Raw genomic sequence first — 17,978 nt, forward strand, 5'->3', positions numbered from 1 at the left:
CAGATGTCGGCGACGCACCGCTCGGACGCGCCAGCGTCAGGAGGGGCGTCTCGTTACCGGGTTGTGACATCTGGGCGATCCGCTTGTACCGTCGCCCGCGGTCCACCCGACCTCGCTCCCGAACCCGGGGGCTCGGGCGGACCCCGCCGAACCGTGCGGCCACCTGGCCGGACGGACCGGGGACCCATGTTCTCTGGGGTGAATCCCGCCTGCGCCTCCACGGGCAGGCAGGTAGGGCACGTTCCGGCCCGAACCCGTCAGCTGACCTGGTAGGCGGACCGAGGAACGGAGACAGTCGCCTTGGCGACCTCGCACCACCCGCACCACTCCACCGTGCCCACCCGCGGGGGCCTCCGCCGGATCGGCCGGGCGGCCACCGCCCTCACCGCTCTGCTGGCCCTCTCCCTGCTGGGGACGACGGCCGCGACGGCCGCACCCGGCGACGCGAAGAGCGAGCACGACCGCGTGGCCCAGGAGGTCGCCTCCATCGAGCAGCGGGTCAAGGACGCCGAGGCCCGGCTGGAGCAGATGACGCTGCGCGCCGAGGAGGCCAGCGGCGCCGTGCTCCAGGCGGAGGCCCAACTGGCGACCGCCCAGCAGCACGCCGACGCCGTCGCGGCCGAGCTGGCTGCCGTCCGCGCGGTCGTGGGGCGCACCCAGGACGACGTCGCGACCCTCGGCCGGGAGGCCTACATGGGCGGGGACGAGACGTTCAGCGAGGTGGAGATGGTGCTGCACGCCGACGGACCGGGGGAGCTGCTCCAGCAGGCCGCCACCCTCGAGATCCTCGGCCAGGACCGGGCCGAGGTGCTCGAGGAGCTGCGCGTGGTCGAGGCCCGCGAGGCGCGCCTGGACCAGGAGGCGCGAGCCGCCGTCGCCGAGCGCGACGCCGCCGCCCGCACCGCCCAGGAGGCCCAGGTGGCCGTCGACGCCCTCCTCGTGGAGGCGCAGGCAGAGTTCGACTCGCTCAGCGCGGAGAAGGCCACGCTCGACGAGCAGCTGCGCGAGGCGGAGATCCGGATGCTCAGCATGCAGGGCACCGCCGACCCGGCGGCGACCTGGAACCAGCTGCAGGCCGCCGAGCAGGCCGTCGGGGCGGTCGCTGCGACCGGCGGTGGCGCCGCGCTCACCCAGGGACGGGTCACCTCCTGCTACGGCGCCCGCTGGGGGACCATGCACCTCGGCGTGGACATCGCCGCGCCGATCGGCACCCCGGTCTTCACGCCGGAGCCGGGCGTCGTCCTGCAGGCCGGGCCGGCCAGCGGATTCGGTCTCGCGGTCGCCATCCAGCACCACGACGGCGCGATCACCGTCTACGGCCACGTCAACCAGTTCTTCGTGTCGCCGGGCCAGGTCGTGGAGGGCGGTCAGCAGATCGCCGAGGTCGGCAACCGCGGCCAGTCCACCGGACCGCACCTGCACTTCGAGGTCCACCGCGGCGGCCTGTACGCCGACCGGACCAACCCGGTGCCGTGGCTGGCCCAGCGCGGCATCTCCCTCGGCGGCAGCTGCGGCTGACCGCGCAGGGGTCGGGCACCCGGTCCGGCAGGATGACGGCGTGGCGGCGGACCGGATCTGGCTGCGCGCCGGGCTCCTCGGCGCGCTGCTGCTGGCCGGGGCGCTCGCGGCGCTGAGCGTCGACCTGCCGTCCGTGGCGCAGGTGCGCGCCTGGCTGGACGGCGGGGGTGCGGGGATCTGGGTGCTCCTGGTCGGCGGCCTGGTGGTGCTGCTGCTCGCCCCGGTTCCGCGGTCGGTCCTGTCGGTGGTCGCGGGCGTCGTCCTCGGCTTCGGCCCGGGCCTGGCCGTGGCGCTCACCGGCGGGCTCCTCTCCGCCGTGGCGGCGTTCGGCCTCAGCCGCGGGCTGGGCCGCCCGGCCGCCGAGCGGCTCGCCGGGCCCCGGCTCCGGCGCGCCGACCGGCTGGTCACCGAGCGCGGTTTCGTCTCCGTGCTGGTCGGCCGGCTGATCCCCGTCATGCCGTTCGTCGTGGTCAGCTACGGCGCCGGGCTGAGCGGCGTCCGGTTCGGGTCCTTCCTCGCCGCCACCGCCGTCGGGATCGTCCCCAGCACGGTCGTCCAGGTGGGCATCGGCGCCTCCACCGGCGTCGCCGTCGCCCGCTTCGGCGCCCTGGCCGCCGTTCCGCTCGTCGTCCTCGGGCTCGGAGCACTCGTCGCCGGGGCGGCCTGGTGGTACCGGCGGCGGGCGCAGCCGGGGGAAGCGGTCTAGCCCCGGCCGAAGAGCCGGCCCAGCATGCCGCCGGCGCCGCCCACGGTGCGCGCGGCCAGCTGCAGGATCGGCCCGCCGGGGATGCCCGGAACCTGCTGCACGATCGGCGCCAGCTGGAGCAGCCCTCCGACGTCGTGCACCTTCAGCGCGCGGCGGGCCACGGCCGGCACCGGGTTGACCCGGCCGGAGGCGGCGTCGAGCAGGAGGTCGGCCGCGGCCTCCACGGCCGGCCCGTCGACGACCCCGGCGGGCACCCGCCGCACCTGCCAGCCACCTCCGTCCGCGGTGAAGCCCCATCCGCCGTCGGGGGTGACCAGGCTGACCCGCCCGGAGATGCCGGTGGCGGCCGCCAGCGCTCCGGTCACGTCGGTCAGTGCCGCCAGGCCGGACTGCAGCACGGCCGCCGGCGGCGGCTCGGCTCCGCACGAGACGAGGTCCAGCCCGTGGACGGCGAGCTCGTAGGCCTGCCCGAGGACGACGCTCAGCAGCGGCACCCGCCCCACGACGGAGACGGTCGGTGCGGTGTCGAGCTCCTCCGGCTCGTCGGCCAGGTAGCGTGCGGTCGCCTCGCGGTTGCGGCGCAGCGCGGCCAGCACCTCCTCGCGGGAGGCGTCGCGGTGGGCGGCCGTGACCCGGGCGTTCACCGCGTCGGGATCCGGCGGCGTTCCGGGTGCGCCTGCCCGTGCCGAGGCGATCAGGTCGGGCAGCGCGGTGTGGTCGTCCCAGCAGCCCAGGTGCACGCAGATCTCGTGCGCACGCCACCCCCGCAGGCGTGAGGAGCGGTCCAGGTCGACCGTCTCCGCCTGCGCCAGGAACGCGTCCCACGCGCCGAGCACCATCCCCGCGACCTCGGCCCGTCCCGCCTCCGCCATCCCCTGGTGTCCACCCACGGCGGTGCCCCTACCCGGCGGTCCGCCCGGGCAGGCATGGGAACCGCGGCCGGTGGGTGGCCAGGGTCACCCGGAGGGGGAGGAGGCCGTCAAGAAGTCCTGGTCACGGGCCGATCGGCTACCTGTGAGCGACAGACCGGCACGTGACCGCCGCACGGGCAGCCTCCCGCCGATCGAAGCGCCGTCCCCGCGGCGCGTCCTGGCGGCCCTGCGCGACGGCCTGTACCGGCCGCTGGCCGAGGACGATTCCCGGGTGGCCTACTGGGTGCGGCACGTCCGGATCGGCGTGCTGGTCACCGAGCTGTGCGCCCTCGCCGTCATCGGCTACACCCTGCTGACCGACGGGTCCGGTTCCCGCCGAGGCGTTCTCCTCGGCCTGTTCGGGCTCGTCGCCCTGGGAGCGCTCGGCATCCTGCTGCTGCCGCTGCGGGCCATGATGCGCGACTGGCGTGGGCCCACCCTCTTCTACGCCTGGACGCTCGGCACCGCCGTGGTGGTCATCGCCGGAACCCGGCTCGACGGCGGTGTCGCCAGCCCGCTGGACGCACTGCTGCTCTTCACGCTGACCTTCATGGCGGTGGCCTACCCGCCGGCGGGTGTCGTGGCGATGGGGAGCCTGATGACGGCGGGCTACCTGATCTTCCTCGAGCTGCCCGACCTCACCGCGCCCGGACTCTTCTTCGCCGCGGTCCTCGGCATCTTCACGATCGTCTGCGCGATGGCCTCGGCCAACTCGTGGGCCGCCTACGACCGGCAGGTGCTGCTGATCCGCAGGCAGGAGATGCTCGCCTCCACCGACGTCCTCACCGGCATCCCGAACCGGCGGCTCTTCCTCGAGCGCGTGGCCCGCGCGGTCGACGCCGCCGCCTGGGGACACCGGTCCGTCATCTGCCTGGTGGACCTGGACGGTTTCAAAGCCGTCCGCGACGCCGACGGCCATGCGGCCGGGGACGCGTTGCTCTCCGCCGTCGGCACGGCCCTCGGGGCAGCGGTCCGCGAGACCGACACCGTCGCCAGGCTCGGCGGCGACGAGTTCGCCGTGCTGGCCGACGTGACCGTCGGGTGCTCCGCGGCGTCGCTCGCCGAGCGGCTGCGGAACGCCGTCGCGCTCACGGGCGCCCGCTACGGGGTGACGGCGAGCGTGGGTGTGGCCGAGATCGAACCGGGTGACGGCGTCGAGGACCTGATGCACCGGGCCGACGTCGTGATGTACCGGGCCAAGGGCGTCGGCGGCGACCGGGTTCGCGTCCTGGGCGCCTGACGCTGTAGCGAAGCGCACACCTCGTGGCCCATGCGCTACCCAGAGTTACCGGCCCGAGCTGTCGCTGCGCTGAGTGCTGCGCTTGACGGTGACCGTGTGTGATCGGAGCCTCCGCTCGGCCGCATGGTTGCTCGGCTGTGATGCGCTTCAGGCCGCCCCCTCCGGGCGTGGGCCTGTGAATAGCCTGGAGCGGCTGGACGCCGCCCGGCGGGCGTGGTATTGGCGCGCTGACCAGCGACAAGGCGGTGGACGCAGGACTGATGACCACTTTGGTCCCATCCGTCGCACCCGGGCTGGCGCGATCGGGTCACCATCGTGCAGACTTGTGGCAGGGAGCCCTGCTCCGCCACTGCCGATAACAGCACGTCACCGAATTCGATGGGTCCGTAGGGGAAGACGAGACCGATCGAGTCGATGGAGGTGCGCCGTGCAGCGACGGTCAACCCAGGGTGTCGTCTTCGTGCACGCGTGCCCGAAGGCGCTCTGCCAGCACGTCGAGTGGGCGCTGGAACGCGTCGTCGGCGCGCCGGTCTCCCTGTCGTGGGCTGAGCAGCCCGCAGCGCACGGTTCCTACCGTGCCGAAGTGGCGTGGACGGGTTCGCCCGGCACCGGCGCCAAGCTCGTCGCTGCGCTGCGCGCGTGGCCGATGCTGCGCTTCGAGGTCACCGAGGAGGCCAGCCACGGCAACGACGGCGAGCGCATGTCCTACGTGCCCGGGCACGGGGTCTTCCGCGCGCCGACCAGCGCCAACGGCGACCTCATCGTCACCGAGCAGCAGCTGCGCCACCTGGCCGCCACCACGACGTCCATCGAGGCCTTCCGGCACGGTGTCGACCAGCTGCTGGGTGCGGCCTGGGACGCCGACCTCGAGGTCTACCGGCACGCCGGCGACGGCAGCCCGGTGACCTGGCTCCACCAGGTCGTCTGAGCAGAGCCGGCCGGGCCGGGTCGTCCGGCGAGGGGTCCTGCTGCAGGGCTCCTTCATCACGATCCGAGCACGACACTCCCGGGCCGGCCCGGGAGTCGTCGTAGCCTGGTAGCCGGTCGTCCGGGCGCCGTCGGGGAAGCGGCGCCCGGGCGACCTACTGCTTCTCCGGGGCGCCGGGCCCTGCCCGCCGCCGGGCCCGCGGGGTCAGAGCGGGATGTTGCCGTGGGCCCCGCGACCGAGTGGTGCACCGGCGAGCGCCTCGATCAGCCGCCTACGCGTCTGCGCGGGCTCCACGACCTCGTCGACGACGCCGATCTGCAGCGCCCGGTTCACGCCGCCGGCGATCCGCTCGTGCTCCTCGGCCAGCTGCGCGTGCAGCGCCTCCCGCTCGCCGGGAGGGGCTGCGGCCAGCTTCTTCCGGTGCAGGATGCCGACGGCCGCCTTCGCGCCCATCACGGCGACCTCCGCGCCCGGCCAGGCGAAGACGGCGGTGGCGCCCAGCGACCGCGAGTTCATCGCGATGTAGGCGCCGCCGTAGGACTTGCGGGTCACCAGCGTCACCCGGGGCACGACGGCCTCGGCGAAGGCATGCAGCAGCTTCGCCCCGCGGCGCACGACGCCGTCCCACTCCTGGCCCACGCCGGGCAGGTAGCCGGGGACGTCGACCAGCACCACCAGCGGGACGCCGAAGGCGTCGCACATCCGGACGAACCGGGCCGCCTTCTCGGCGGACGCCGAGTCCAGGCAGCCACCCAGGCGCAGCGGGTTGTTGGCGATAACCCCGACCGTGCGCCCGGCGAGCCGGCCCAGGGTGGTGACGACGTTGGGCGCGAACCGCGGGTGCAGCTCCAGGCCCGGCTCGTCGAGCACCGAGGACACCAGCGGCTTCACGTCGTAGGCCCGGTTGGTCTGCTCGGGCAGCAGCGCCCCGAGATCGGCGGCCGGCTCGGCCGCGGCCGGGCCGAAGGTGCCCTGCGCGGCGAGGAGGTCGACGGCGAGCCGGGCGGTCTCCAGCGCGGCCGGCTCGGAATCGGTGACGACGTGCACGACGCCGCTGCGCCGGCCGTGGGTGTCCGGGCCGCCGAGGCTCTCCATGTCCACGTTCTCGCCGGTGACCGAGCGGACGACCTCCGGGCCGGTGACGAACACCCGGCCGGCCGGCCCCATGATCACCAGGTCGGTGAGGGCCGGGCCGTAGGCCGCGCCACCGGCGGCCGGGCCGAGCACCACCGAGACCTGCGGGATGCGTCCCGACGCCCGCACCATGGCCGCGAAGACCTCGCCGACGGCGTGCAGCGCGGTCACGCCCTCGGCCAGCCGGGCACCGCCGGAGTGCCAGATGCCGACCACCGGCACCCGCTCGCGCAGCGCGGCGTCGATCGCGTCGACGATGTGCCGGCAGCCGTCGACGCCCATGGCGCCACCCATCACGGTGGCGTCGGTGCAGAAGGCGATGGCCGGGCTCCCGGACACCGTGCCGCGGGCCGCCAGCACCCCGGAGGTGTCCCGGGCGCCGAGCTGCTGCATCGACCCGTCGTCGAAGAACCGCCGCAGCCGGTCCTCGGGGTCGCGGGGGTCCGGCGCGGGCAGCGTCGGGGTGGCCTGAGCGGTCGTCACGGCGTCTCCAGGAGGGGGTGCGGGGTGGGTGCTCAGGCGGTGGTGAAGACCAGCGCGATGTTGTGCCCGCCGAAGCCGAAGGAGTCGTTGACCGCGGCGGTGAGCGTGGCCCGGCGTGGTTCGTGCCGGACGATGTCGAGGGCCTGGACGGCGGCGTCGTCGTCGGGGTCGTCGAGGTTCGCCGTCGCGGGGACGATCTGCTCGCGCAGCGCGAGGATGGTGAACACCGACTCCAGCGCCCCGGCGGCGCCGAGCAGGTGGCCGGTCTGGCTCTTGGTGGCGCTCACCAGCACGTGCTCGCCCAGCGACGAGCGGATCGCGGCCGCCTCGGCGGTGTCGCCGACCGGGGTGGAGGTGGCGTGCGCGTTGACGTGCCCGATGTCGCCGGGGGAGAGGCCGGCGTCGCGCAGGGCGGCGGCGATCGCCCGGCCGGCGCCCTCGCCCTCCGGGTGCGGGGCGACGAGGTCGTATCCGTCGGCGGTGGCGCCGGCGCCGGCCACCTTCGCGTGGACGCGGGCCCCGCGGGCGGCGGCGGAGTCGGCCCGCTCGAGCACCAGTGCGGCCGCGCCCTCACCGAGCACGAAGCCGTCCCGGGCCTTGTCGAACGGGCGGGACGCGCGCTCGGGCTCGTCGTTGCGGGTGGACATGGCCCGCATGGCGGCGAAGCCGGCCATCGGCAGCGGGTGGACGCAGGCCTCCGCGCCGCCGACCAGCACGATGTCGGCCCGGTCGAAGCGCAGCAGGTCCAGGCCCCAGCGGATCGCCTCGGCGCCGGAGGCGCAGGCGCTGACCGGCGCGTGCACGCCGCCCTTGGCGCCGATGGCCAGGCCGACGGCGGCGGCGGGGCCGTTGGGCATGAGCATCGGGATGGTGAACGGCGAGACCCGCTTGGGGCCCTTCGCCTCCAGCACGTCGTCCTGCCCGAGCAGCGTCAGCGCGCCACCGATGCCGGTGCCGAACACGACCGCGATCCGTTCGGGGGCGACGCCGGCGTCGGCGGCGCCGGACTCGGCCCAGGCCTGCTCGGCGGCGACGACCGCTACCTGCTGGCTGCGGTCGAGCCGGCGGGCGCGGACCCGGTCGATCTGCTCGGTGGGGTCGGCCGCCAGGCGGGCGACGAGCTGGGCGGGGTACTCCTGCACCCACTCGTCGGTGATCCGGCTGACGCCCGAGCGCCCGGCGAGCAGGGCGTCCCAGGTGCTGGCCACGTCGCCGCCGAGCGGCGTGGTGGCACCCAGGCCGGTGACGACGACGTCGGTGGTGGACGGGGTCATGGGATCTCCTCGTGCGGACGACGGCCGGGTGGGCCGGATCGGGGGACCGGGTCCCGCCGGCGGTCGGCCGGCGGGACCCGCGGGGGTCAGCCCTGGTTCTTCTCGATGAAGCTGATCGCGTCGCCGACGGTCTTGATGTTGGCGAGCTGGTCGTCGGGGATGGCGACGCCGAACTTGTCCTCGACGGCGGTGGCGATCTCGACCATCGACAGCGAGTCGACGTCGAGGTCCTCGGTGAAGGACTTCTCCGGGGTGGCGTCGGCGGGCGACACCCCGGCGACCTCCTCCAGGATCTCGGCCAGACCGGTCTGGATCTCCTGGGTGCTGCTCACGCGGCGGGTCCTCTCTCTCGGATGGGGCGGGCGGTGCCCGCCGACGTCCGGGACTCGCTGTCCCGGCAATTCGTGGTGGGGCTGTTCGGGGAAAGGTCGCCCACGGAGGTGGTGGCGGTCACGGCAGGACGACGACCTGGCCGGCGAACGTCAGGCCGGCTCCGTACCCGAGCAGCAGGGCGACGTCGCCGCTCTTCGCCTCGCCGCTCTCCATCAGGGCGGACAGCGCCAGGGGCACCGACGCCGACGACGTGTTGCCCGAGCGCACGATGTCGCGGGCGATGACGGTCCGCTCCGGCAGCTTCAGCCGCTTGGCCATCAGCTCGATGATCCGCAGGTTCGCCTGGTGCGGCGCGAACACGTCGATGTCGTCGGGCCCGACGCCGGCCCGGTGCATGGCCTCGACGAGGGTGTCGGTGAGCTTGGTCGTCGCCCACCGGTACACGGCCTGGCCGGCCATGCTCATGCCCTCCTCGCCCGGGGGGATGGCGATGGCCTCGTGCAGGTCGCCGTCGCTGCCCCACACCGCGGGCCCGATGGCCGGCTCGTCGGAGGCGCTGACGACCGCGGCCCCCGCGCCGTCGGCGAAGATCACCGCCGTCGCCCGGTCCTCGAGGTTCGTGTAGTCGGTGAGCCGCTCCCCGCCGATGACGAGGGCGTTGCGCGCGGTCCCGCTGCGGATCGCGTCGGCGGCGGCGCTGAGCGCGTAGCACCAGCCGGCGCAGCCGGCGTTGACGTCGAAGGCGCCTGGGCGGGGCACCCCGAGCTGGTGGGCGATCCGCGGCGCGAGCCCGGGGATGGCCTTCGGCGGGCTGGTGGTCGCGAGCAGCACCAGGTCGATGTCACCGGCGTCGAGGCCGCTGGCCGCGAGCGCCTTGCCGCCGGCCGCGACCGACATCTCGACGAGGGTCTCGTCGGGCTCGGCCCAGCGGCGCTCGGCGATGCCGACCCGGCTCTGGACCCACTCGTCGTTGGTGTCCATCCGCTGGGCGAGGTCGTCGTTGGTCACCCGCCGGCGGGGGCGGTAGCTGCCGAGCCCGAGGATGCGGGCGCCGGGGGCGCCGGACGGTAGCTGGAGCCGGGTCACGCGGACACCTCCGGGTAGAGCCGGGCGATCGGGTCGCCGGCGTCGACGAGGTCGCCCTCGTGCACGAGCCACTCGGCCAGCACGCCGTCGTAGGCGGCGGACACGTTGACCTCCTCGCGCCGGCCGCGGATGCAGCCCAGCGGCGTGCCGGCCGGCAGGTGCGTGCCCTCGGCGACCTCCGCGGGGATGACCGTGCCCCGGGCGGGAGCCACGACCATGCGCCAGTCGGGCAGGTGCTCGGCCTCCGCGCGGCCGCGCTCGGCGGCGATGAGCGCACGGGCGCGGTCGAGGTCGGCCGGGGTGCTCACGGCCAGCACCTCGATGCCCGCGCCCTTCCACTCGCGCTTGGCGAGCCCGGCCAGCGCACCGGCCGGCGGCAGCTCGATGACGGCGGTGACCCCGAGCTGGCGCATCGTCGCCAGGCAGGAGTCGAAGCGCACCGGGCTGGTGACCTGGCTGACCAGCCGGGTGAGCGCCTCGGCGCCGGAGTCGACGGCGGCGCCGTCGGCGTTGGACAGCAGCAGCCGGCTGGGGTCGACCGGCCGCAGCCCGCCCACCAGGCCCTCGAGCTCCTCCCGGGCCGGCGCCATGTACGCGGTGTGGAAGGCGCCGGCCACCGGCAGCGGCATCACGCGGGCCTTGGCCGGCGGCTCGGCCTTGAGTGCGGCCAGCCCGTCGAGCGGCCCGGCGGCGACGATCTGGCCGGCGCCGTTCATGTTGGCGGGGCTGAGGCCGTGCGCCTCGAGGGTGGCCAGCACCTCGTCGGGGTCACCGCCCAGCACCGCGGACATCCCGGTGGGCGTCTGTGCGCAAGCGGCGGCCATGGCGCGGCCGCGGACGGCGGTGAGCGCGATCGCCGCCTCGACGGAGAGGACGCCGGCGAGCGCCGCGGCGGTGAGCTCGCCGACGCTGTGCCCGGTGATGACGACGTCGCGGCCGGTGTGCGGGGTGTGGGTGACCGGCCCCGGCAGCCCGCCGAGCTCGCGGGCGACGAAGAGGCTCATCGCGACGACGAGCGGCTGGGTGACGGCGGTGTCCTTGATGGCCTCCGCGTCACCGGTCGTGCCGAGCGTGAGGAGGTCGGCACCGGCGATCGCACCGGCCCAGCGGAAGAAGGGCTCCGCGCCGGGCAGGTCGAGCCAGTCGGTCAGCATCCCGGGCTTCTGCGCACCCTGACCCGGGGCGAGGACGGCGAGCACCTCACCACCGTGCCAGTGATCATCGGTGCGCGCGCGGCGCGGGCAAACGAAAGCACACCGGTGATCTTTGTGGGAAACCTCCAACACCTACATGATCCAGAGGCGTTCCGGGGCCGGTTCGTGGTGGAAACCGGACGCCTGGTGACCGCCGGGCCCGGCTCAGTGCCAGAGCGACCGGTCGCGGTCCAGCTCGGCGAGGGCGAGGGCGACCTGCAGCGTCCAGCTGCCCCTCGGGTCGGTGGCGGACATGCCGGTGAGCTCCGCGGCCCGCTTGAGCCGGTACCGGACGGTGTTGGGGTGGACGAAGATCGCCCGGGCGCTGGCCTCCAGGTTGCCGCCGCTGCTGAGCACCGCACGGACGGTCTCGAGCACGCCACCGCCCGCGGCGCGCAGGGGGGCGGCGACCTGCTCCTGCAGCGCGGCCCGGGCCAGCGGGTCGCCGTCGAGCGCCCGCTCGGCCAGGAGGGCGTCGGCCGGCACCGGGCGCGGCGCCTCCGGCCAGGCGCGCGCCGCCCGCAGCCCGGCGAGCGCCGCCGCCGCGGAGACGGCCGCCCGCCCGAGGCCGTCGACCACCGGGCCGGTCACCACCGGCCCGTCGCCGAACTCGTCGCTGAGCCGGTCCGCCGCACCCTCGAGGTCCTCGGCGCCGCCCAGCACGACCACCAGCTGGTCGGCGTGCACGCCGACCAGCACGTCGCAGCGCAGGCCCCGGGCGGCCCGGCGGACGGCGCCGTGCGGGTCGTCCACGCCCGTCGGGGCGCCGCCGACGACCACGACGGCCGGGGTGCCGGCGGCCCAGCCCAGCGCCGCGGCGCGGCCGGACAGCTCCTCGGACCGCTCGCCGCGCACCAGGGCGTCGACGACGAGCGCCTCCAGCCGCGCGTCCCAGGCCCCACGGTTCTCCGCGAAGCTGGCGTAGACGTGGGCGGTGGCGAAGGCGACCTCGCGGCTGTACTGCAGGACCGCCAGGCGCAGGGTGTCCTCGTCGCCCGGCGCGGCCACGGCGGCGACGCGCTCCTCCACCACCTCGACGGTGACCTTGATCAGGTCCACGGTCTGCTTGAGGGCCACGGCCCGCACCAGCTCCCGCGGTGCGGCGCCGAACACCTCGCCGGTGAGCCGCGGGGGGCGGCCGGGGTTGCGGCACCACTCGACCAGGGAGGCGATGCCGGCCTGGGCGACCAGGGTGACCCAGGAGCGCTGGTCGGCCGGCATGGCCCGGAACCAGGGCAGGTCGTCGTCCATCCGGGCCACGGCCTGGGTGGCCAACGACCCGGACGCACGCTCCAGCCGCCGCAGCGTCGCGTCGCTCGGCGGGCGGTTGGTCACCCGGCTCACCCGGTCAGCGTGTCACGTCGGCCGAGGTCGGGGAGAGTGGAGCCGTGAACGTCCACCCGGTCGGTTGCCCCTCCGCCCGCCTGCCCCGATGACCGGGCCGGATTCCCGGGTGGTGCTCGCCCCCGACGACGGGTCCTTGGGCCCGCTGCTGCGGGTCGCCGACGACCGGCTGGCCCCGGGCGCCGGCTACGGCCGGCACGAGCACCGGGCGGTCGACGTCGTCGCCGTCGTCCTGGCCGGGGCGCTGACCCACCGCTGGGAGGCCGGCGCCGCGCTGGCCGCCGGCGACGTGGCGGTGCTGCGCGCCGGCGCGGGGCTGGCCCACGACGAGGTGGCCGGGAACCGGGGTGCGCGGGTGCTGCAGTGCTACCTCCGCAGCGCGACGCCGGACGTCCCCGCGACGCACGAGGTGCACCGGGCGGCCGGCGGATGGCTCGACCTCGGCCGCGCCGACGCCCGGCTGTGGCTGGGCCGCGCGGAGCCGGGGGAGGAGCTGGCCCCGCCGGCGGGCGTGGTTTTGGTGGCCGGGGCCGCAGGCGCGCGCCGGCACGAGGGCGGTCCGGTGCGCACCGACGAGGCCGCGACCGTCGTGGTGTGGCAGGTGGACGCGGGGCGCCCCAGCTGGGCCGGCTGACCCGCGACGGGCGCGGTGCCCACCGGGTGGGCGAGAGTGGAGGCATGCCGACCCGCCCCTCCGACCTGCTCGCCGCCGCGTACTCCGACGCCGACCGCACCATCGACCTGCGCCGGCAGCTGCACCGCCACCCGGAGATCGGGCTGCACCTGCCGCGCACCCAGGCCGCGGTGCTGGAGGCGTTCGCCGAGCTGCCGCTGGAGGTCACCACCGGCACGACGACCAGCTCGGTCGTCGCGGTGCTGCGCGGCGCCCGCCCGGGGCCGACCTACCTGCTGCGCGGCGACATGGACGCGCTGCCGGTGCACGAGGACAGCGGCCTGCCGTTCGCCTCCCAGGTGCCGGGGGCGATGCACGCCTGCGGGCACGACACCCACGTCGCGATGCTGGTCGGCGCCGCCCGGCTGCTCGCGGCCCGGCAGGACCAGCTGGCCGGGCAGGTGGTCTTCATGGTGCAACCGGGGGAGGAGGGCTTCCACGGCGCCCGCTACATGCTGGACGAGGGGCTGCTCGAGGTCGTCCCGGAGGCGCCGGTGAGCGGGGCGTTCGCCCTGCACATCTCCTCGACGCTGCCCAGCGGCAGCGTCAACGTCCGGCCCGGGCCGATGATGGCCGCCGCCGACCAGTGGCGGATGACCCTGCGCGGCCGCGGCGGGCACGCCTCCGAGCCGCACGCGGCCGCCGACCCGATCCCGGTGGCGGCGGAGATCGTGCTCGCGCTGCAGGCGATGGTCACCCGGCGGGTCGACGTCTTCGACCCCGCCGTGGTGACGGTGGCGCACATCGAGGCGGGCTCGACCAACAACGTCATCCCCGACACCGCCTACCTGGAGGGCACGATCCGGACGCTGTCGCCGCAGCGGCGCGCCGACGTCGTCGCCTCGGTGGAGCGGGTGGCCACCCACGTCGCCGCCGCGCACGAGCTGGAGCTGCACTGGGAGCACATCGAGGGCTATCCGGTCACGATGAACGACCCGGACGTGGCCGCCCAGGTGCTGGAGACCGCCGCCGAGCTGCTGGGCCGGCAGGCCAGCGTGCTCATGCCCGCGCCGCTCATGGGCGCCGAGGACTTCTCCTACGTGCTCCAGCGGGTGCCCGGCGTCATGGCCTGGCTCGGCGCCCGCCCGCCGGGCGTGGACGCCGCCACGGCCCCGCCCAACCACTCCAACCTGGTGGTGTTCGACGAGGAGCCGCTGCCGGCCGGGGTGGCCCTCTACGCGCAGATGGCGCTGCAGGCGCTCACCGGCTGAGGAGTTCCCAGGCCGACGCGGGGGCTCCGGCACCTGGCCGCGGTGCGGGCGGCCATGGACGACGGCGCCGACGTCCGCGGCTACTTCGCCTGGTCGCTGCTGGACAACTACGAGTGGGCCCGCGGCTACGCCCAGCGCTTCGGGAGCGTGCACGTGGACCACGAGACGCAGCGGCGCACCGTGGAGGACAGCGGGCGCGCCTACGTCGGGCTCCTCCGGCGCCACCGGCAGGCTCCGGAGGGCTGAGCGGCGGCCGGCGGCGCAGGGGGGTCTGCGCCGCCGGCCGCCGTGTCTCAGGTCGCCGGGCTCGGGTCCGACCGGTCCTCGGCGGGTGCCGCCTGCACGTCGCGCACCTGGTACTTCTCCACGGCCTCCCGGACCTTCGCGCGGTCCACCTGGCCCTCGTCGGCCAGCGACGCCAGCGTGCGCACCACGATCGACTCGGCGTCGACGTGGAAGTGCCGGCGCAGCGCCGGGCGGGTGTCGGAGAGGCCGAACCCGTCCGTGCCGAGCGTGGACATGCCGCCGGGCACGTACGGCGCGATCAGGTCCGGGACGGCGCGCATCCAGTCCGAGACCGCCACGACCGGGCCCGTGGTCTCCTGCAGCCGCGCGGTGACGTAGGGCGTGCGCGGCTCCTCCTCCGGGTGCAGGAGGTTCCACTCATCGCACGCGTCGGCCTGGCGGCGCAGCTCGGTCCAGGACGTCACCGACCACACGTCGGCCGAGACGCCCCAGTCCTGGGCCAGCAGCTCCTGCGCGCGCAACGCCCACGGCACCGCGACGCCGGAGGCCAGCAGCTGTGCCTTGACCTCGCCGGGCTCGCCGTCGTCGGCCCGGGGGCCCTCGGCGTAGCGGTACATGCCGGCCAGCACCCCCTGCACGTCCAGGCCCTCGGGCTCGGCCGGCTGGGTGAACGGCTCGTTGTAGACCGTCAGGTAGTACATGACGTCGGGGGAGCGGGAGCCACCCAGCGGGGCGCCCGGGTCCTCGCCGTACATGCGCACCAGGGCGTCCCGGGTGATGTGCGCGACCTCGTAGGAGAACGCCGGGTCGTAGGACACCACCGCCGGGTTGGTGTGCGCCAGGAGCAGCGAGTGCCCGTCCTCGTGCTGCAGCCCCTCGCCGTTCAGCGTCGTCCGCCCGGCCGTGGCACCCAGCAGGAAGCCGCGTGCCATCTGGTCACCGGCGGCCCAGATCGAGTCGCCGGTCCGCTGGAAGCCGAACATCGAGTAGAAGATGTAGATGGGGATCATCGGCTCGCCGTGCGTGGCGTACGAGGTGCCGACGGCGGTGAACGAGGCCACCGACCCGGCCTCGTTGATCCCCTCGTGCAGGATCACGCCCTGCTCGGACTCCTTGTAGGTGAGCATCAGCTCGCGGTCGACCGAGGTGTAGCGCTGACCCGCCGGGTTGTAGATCTTCTGCGTCGGGAAGAGGCTGTCCATCCCGAACGTGCGGGCCTCGTCCGGGATGATGGGCACGAAGCGGGGGCCGAGCTCGGAGTCCTTGAGCAGCTCCTTGAGCAGGCGGACGAACGCCATCGTCGTCGCCACCTCCTGCTTGCCCGAGCCGCGGCGCAGGACGTCGAGGGCCTTGTCGTCGGGCGCCTTGAGGGTCTTGAACTCCGACCGCCGGCGCGGCACCGCGCCGCCGAGCGCCCGGCGCCGCTCGTGCATGTACTGCATCTCGTCGGAGTCCGGGTCGGGCTTGTAGTAGGGCGGCAGGGTCTTGTCCAGCGCCTCGTCGGGGATGTCCAGGTAGAGCCGGTCGCGGAAACCGGCGAGGTCCTCGGCGGTCAGCTTCTTCATCTGGTGCGTGGAGTTGCGGCCCTCGAAGTGGCTGCCCAGGGTCCAGCCCTTGATGGTCTTGGCGAGGATGACCGTCGGCTGGCCCTTGTGCTCCATCGCGGCCTTGTAGGCGGCGTAGACCTTGCGGTAGTCGTGGCCACCGCGGGCGAGGTCCCAGACCTCCTTGTCGCTCATCCCCTCGACCAGCTTGCGGGTGCGCGGGTCGCGGCCGAAGAAGTGCTCGCGGACGAAGGCGCCGTCCTCGGACTTGTAGGTCTGGTAGTCGCCGTCGGGCGTGGTGTTCATCAGGTTGACCAGCGCGCCGTCGCGGTCGGCGGCCAGCAGCTTGTCCCAGCCGCGGCCCCAGATCACCTTGATGACGTTCCAGCCGGCGCCGCGGAAGAACGACTCCAGCTCCTGGATCACCTTGCCGTTGCCGCGGACCGGGCCGTCCAGCCGCTGCAGGTTGCAGTTGACGACGAAGGTGAGGTTGTCCAGCTCCTCGCGGGCCGCCAGCCCGATCACGCCCAGCGACTCGGGTTCGTCCATCTCGCCGTCGCCGAGGAACGCCCACACGTGCTGGTCGGAGGTGTCCTTGACGCCGCGGGCGTGCAGGTAGCGGTTGAACCGCGCCTGGTAGATCGCGTTCAGCGGGCCGAGGCCCATGGAGACGGTGGGGAATTCCCAGAAGTCCGGCATCAGCCGCGGGTGCGGGTAGGACGACAGCCCGCCGCCCGGGTGGCTGACCTCCTGGCGGAAGCCGTCGAGCTGGTCCTCGGTCAGCCGGCCCTCGAGGAAGGCGCGGGCGTAGATGCCCGGGGAGGCGTGGCCCTGGAAGTAGAGCTGGTCGCCGCCCCCGGGGTGGTCCTTGCCGCGGAAGAAGTGGTTGAAGCCGACCTCGTAGAGGGAGGCCGAGGAGGCGTAGGAGGAGATGTGCCCGCCGACGCCGATCCCGGGCCGCTGGGCGCGGTGCACCATGATCGCGGCGTTCCACCGGATGTAGGCGCGGATCCGGCGCTCGGCGTGCTCGTCGCCGGGGAACCACGGCTCGCGCTCCGGCGGGATCGTGTTGATGTAGTCGGTGCTGCGCAGGGCGGGCACGCCGACCTGCTGCTCGCGGCTGCGCTGCAGCATGCGGAGCATGAGGTAGCGGGCCCGGCCGCGGCCGGCGTGGTCGACGACGGCGTCGAGGGACTCCAGCCACTCCTGGGTCTCGTCGGGGTCGGTGTCGACCAGCTGGCTGGGGAGCCCGTCGGTGATGACCGCGGGGGCCTGTCCTACCCGGGCGGGGTCGCCGTCCGGCTGCTGCGATGCGCTCATGCCCCCATCGTCCACCGCCGACGTAGCCCTCGTCACGTCCCCGTCCGATGTCCGGGCCAAGTCGTGTCCGCATGTCCACCGGGACGGCGCCCCCGCGTCGGCGCTCGCAGGCTTGCGTCGTGCCCGTCATGCCCTACGCTTCCGCCTGCGGTGCCTCGTACGGACGGCGCCGCTCCGGGGGGCGACCGCCGGAGGGCGTGTCGGCGACAGCGAGAGGGGTGACATGACCAGGCTGCGGGTGGTTCTCCCGCTGGTCGTGTCGATCGCCGCCTCGTGCCCGTCCTCCGCCCGCCCGGCAGCCGCCGCCCGCTCGGTCCTCCTGTGACGCCTCCCCGCGCGCTCACCGGCCCGACAGGGCAGCATCCACCCCACCCCAGGTCAGCAGAAGGTCAACACATGGAGGATCAGCAGGGATGAGCGTCGACAGCGCCGGCATGGCGGCCCGGCTGGGCATCAAGCCGGGCATGGTCGTGCAGGAGCTCGGCTGGAGCGAGGACGCCGACGAGGACCTGCGCGACTCCATCATCGAGGCCTCGGGCAGCGAGATGGTGGACGAGGACACCGACGAGGTGGCCGACGTCGTCGTCCTGTGGTGGCGGGAGGACGACGGCGACCTGTTCGACGCCCTCACCGACGCGCTCACCTCGCTGGCCGACGAGGGCGTCGTGTGGCTGCTGGTGCCGAAGTCGGGCCGGCCCGGGCACGTCGAGCCGGGCGACGTCACCGAGGTGGCCCCGACGGCCGGGCTCTCCCAGACCAGCAGCATCTCCGCGGCCAAGGACTGGTCGGGCATCCGCCTGGTCACCCCCAAGGCAGCGCGCAGCCGCCGCTGAG

At 74.7% G+C, this 17,978-nt stretch carries 16 protein-coding genes and 1 riboswitch; of the genes, 8 read left to right on the top strand and 8 right to left on the bottom strand.

The window, feature by feature from the left end; all coding sequences use genetic code 11:
• Positions 1–134 precede the first annotated feature (134 nt).
• Positions 135–290, top strand: a riboswitch (cyclic di-AMP (ydaO/yuaA leader).
• 10 nt (positions 291–300) lie between these two features.
• Positions 301–1,518 carry a murein hydrolase activator EnvC family protein gene (locus ACI790_RS11380; RefSeq protein WP_456569886.1) on the top strand — a complete coding sequence of 406 codons (1,218 nt, stop codon included), beginning with the start codon at positions 301–303 and terminating at the stop codon, positions 1,516–1,518.
• 40 nt (positions 1,519–1,558) lie between these two features.
• On the top strand, positions 1,559–2,224 hold the full coding sequence (locus ACI790_RS11385) for a TVP38/TMEM64 family protein (RefSeq protein WP_456569887.1): 666 nt from the start codon (positions 1,559–1,561) through the stop codon (positions 2,222–2,224).
• Here ACI790_RS11385 and ACI790_RS11390 read toward each other — a convergent pair.
• Positions 2,221–3,096: a maleylpyruvate isomerase N-terminal domain-containing protein gene (locus tag ACI790_RS11390; RefSeq protein ID WP_456569888.1), complete on the bottom strand. Its 876-nt coding sequence runs from the start codon at positions 3,094–3,096 to the stop codon at positions 2,221–2,223. The genes ACI790_RS11385 and ACI790_RS11390 overlap by 4 nt on opposite strands.
• A 142-nt stretch (positions 3,097–3,238) precedes the next feature.
• Here ACI790_RS11390 and ACI790_RS11395 point away from each other — a divergent pair, with 142 nt between their 5' ends.
• Together ACI790_RS11395 and ACI790_RS11400 are read left to right on the top strand one after the other, a co-directional pair.
• A complete protein-coding gene (locus ACI790_RS11395; protein WP_456569889.1) occupies positions 3,239–4,375 on the top strand; it encodes a diguanylate cyclase domain-containing protein in 1,137 nt (378 codons plus the stop codon).
• Between the two features lie 427 nt (positions 4,376–4,802).
• Complete coding sequence (locus ACI790_RS11400; RefSeq protein ID WP_269190671.1) at positions 4,803–5,303, top strand: DUF3145 domain-containing protein; 501 nt, start codon at positions 4,803–4,805, stop codon at positions 5,301–5,303.
• A 204-nt stretch (positions 5,304–5,507) separates the two neighbouring features.
• Here ACI790_RS11400 and ACI790_RS11405 read toward each other — a convergent pair whose 3' ends face one another.
• The 6 genes from ACI790_RS11405 to ACI790_RS11430 all read right to left on the bottom strand — a co-directional run bounded on the left by ACI790_RS11405 (position 5,508) and on the right by ACI790_RS11430 (position 12,150).
• On the bottom strand, positions 5,508–6,920 hold the full coding sequence (locus tag ACI790_RS11405) for an acyl-CoA carboxylase subunit beta (RefSeq protein ID WP_456569890.1): 1,413 nt from the start codon (positions 6,918–6,920) through the stop codon (positions 5,508–5,510).
• 32 nt (positions 6,921–6,952) lie between these two features.
• Positions 6,953–8,194, bottom strand: coding sequence for a beta-ketoacyl-[acyl-carrier-protein] synthase family protein (locus tag ACI790_RS11410; protein WP_456569891.1), 1,242 nt, complete (start codon positions 8,192–8,194; stop codon positions 6,953–6,955).
• 86 nt (positions 8,195–8,280) lie between these two features.
• Positions 8,281–8,526, bottom strand: coding sequence for an acyl carrier protein (locus tag ACI790_RS11415; protein WP_456569892.1), 246 nt, complete (start codon positions 8,524–8,526; stop codon positions 8,281–8,283).
• Positions 8,527–8,644: 118 nt separating this feature from the next.
• Positions 8,645–9,613, bottom strand: coding sequence for a beta-ketoacyl-ACP synthase III (locus tag ACI790_RS11420; RefSeq protein ID WP_456569893.1), 969 nt, complete (start codon positions 9,611–9,613; stop codon positions 8,645–8,647).
• The gene (locus ACI790_RS11425) at positions 9,610–10,812 is read right to left on the bottom strand and encodes an acyltransferase domain-containing protein (RefSeq protein ID WP_456569894.1); all 1,203 of its coding nucleotides are present in this window, start codon (positions 10,810–10,812) and stop codon (positions 9,610–9,612) included. Before ACI790_RS11425 ends, ACI790_RS11420 begins: the two co-directional genes overlap by 4 nt.
• Positions 10,813–10,971: 159 nt before the next feature.
• Positions 10,972–12,150 carry a PucR family transcriptional regulator gene (locus ACI790_RS11430; protein WP_456569895.1) on the bottom strand — a complete coding sequence of 393 codons (1,179 nt, stop codon included), beginning with the start codon at positions 12,148–12,150 and terminating at the stop codon, positions 10,972–10,974.
• Positions 12,151–12,238: 88 nt separating this feature from the next.
• Here ACI790_RS11430 and ACI790_RS11435 point away from each other — a divergent pair, with 88 nt between their 5' ends.
• Genes ACI790_RS11435 through ACI790_RS11445 form a run of 3 tightly spaced genes read left to right on the top strand, consistent with a single transcriptional unit; the run spans position 12,239 to position 14,280 of the window.
• Positions 12,239–12,784, top strand: a complete 546-nt coding sequence (locus ACI790_RS11435; RefSeq protein ID WP_456569896.1) for a pirin family protein — start codon at positions 12,239–12,241, stop codon at positions 12,782–12,784.
• Positions 12,785–12,828: 44 nt separating this feature from the next.
• Positions 12,829–14,034, top strand: a complete 1,206-nt coding sequence (locus ACI790_RS11440) for a M20 metallopeptidase family protein (RefSeq protein ID WP_456569897.1) — start codon at positions 12,829–12,831, stop codon at positions 14,032–14,034.
• Between the two features lie 33 nt (positions 14,035–14,067).
• Entirely contained in the window at positions 14,068–14,280 is a 213-nt protein-coding gene (locus tag ACI790_RS11445; protein ID WP_456570057.1) for a family 1 glycosylhydrolase, read from the top strand.
• Positions 14,281–14,327: 47 nt separating this feature from the next.
• Here ACI790_RS11445 and aceE read toward each other — a convergent pair whose 3' ends face one another.
• Positions 14,328–17,144 carry a pyruvate dehydrogenase (acetyl-transferring), homodimeric type gene (gene aceE, locus ACI790_RS11450; protein ID WP_456569898.1) on the bottom strand — a complete coding sequence of 939 codons (2,817 nt, stop codon included), beginning with the start codon at positions 17,142–17,144 and terminating at the stop codon, positions 14,328–14,330.
• 413 nt (positions 17,145–17,557) lie between these two features.
• Here aceE and ACI790_RS11455 point away from each other — a divergent pair, with 413 nt between their 5' ends.
• Complete coding sequence (locus ACI790_RS11455) at positions 17,558–17,977, top strand: DUF3052 domain-containing protein (RefSeq protein ID WP_135145054.1); 420 nt, start codon at positions 17,558–17,560, stop codon at positions 17,975–17,977.
• The last annotated feature ends 1 nt before the right edge of the window (position 17,978 follow it).

It is taken from the genome of Blastococcus sp. SYSU DS0539, assembly GCF_054050855.1.

What these genes read in the sequence shown, in the direction of transcription:
- ACI790_RS11390 (WP_456569888.1), bottom strand. Translation starts at nt 3,096, where the DNA reads ATGGCGGAGGCGGGACGGGCCGAGGTCGCGGGGATGGTGCTCGGCGCG.
- ACI790_RS11410 (WP_456569891.1), bottom strand. Translation starts at nt 8,194, where the DNA reads ATGACCCCGTCCACCACCGACGTCGTCGTCACCGGCCTGGGTGCCACC.
- ACI790_RS11435 (WP_456569896.1), top strand. Translation starts at nt 12,239, where the DNA reads ATGACCGGGCCGGATTCCCGGGTGGTGCTCGCCCCCGACGACGGGTCC.
- ACI790_RS11440 (WP_456569897.1), top strand. Translation starts at nt 12,829, where the DNA reads ATGCCGACCCGCCCCTCCGACCTGCTCGCCGCCGCGTACTCCGACGCC.
- aceE (WP_456569898.1), bottom strand. Translation starts at nt 17,144, where the DNA reads ATGAGCGCATCGCAGCAGCCGGACGGCGACCCCGCCCGGGTAGGACAG.
- ACI790_RS11455 (WP_135145054.1), top strand. Translation starts at nt 17,558, where the DNA reads ATGAGCGTCGACAGCGCCGGCATGGCGGCCCGGCTGGGCATCAAGCCG.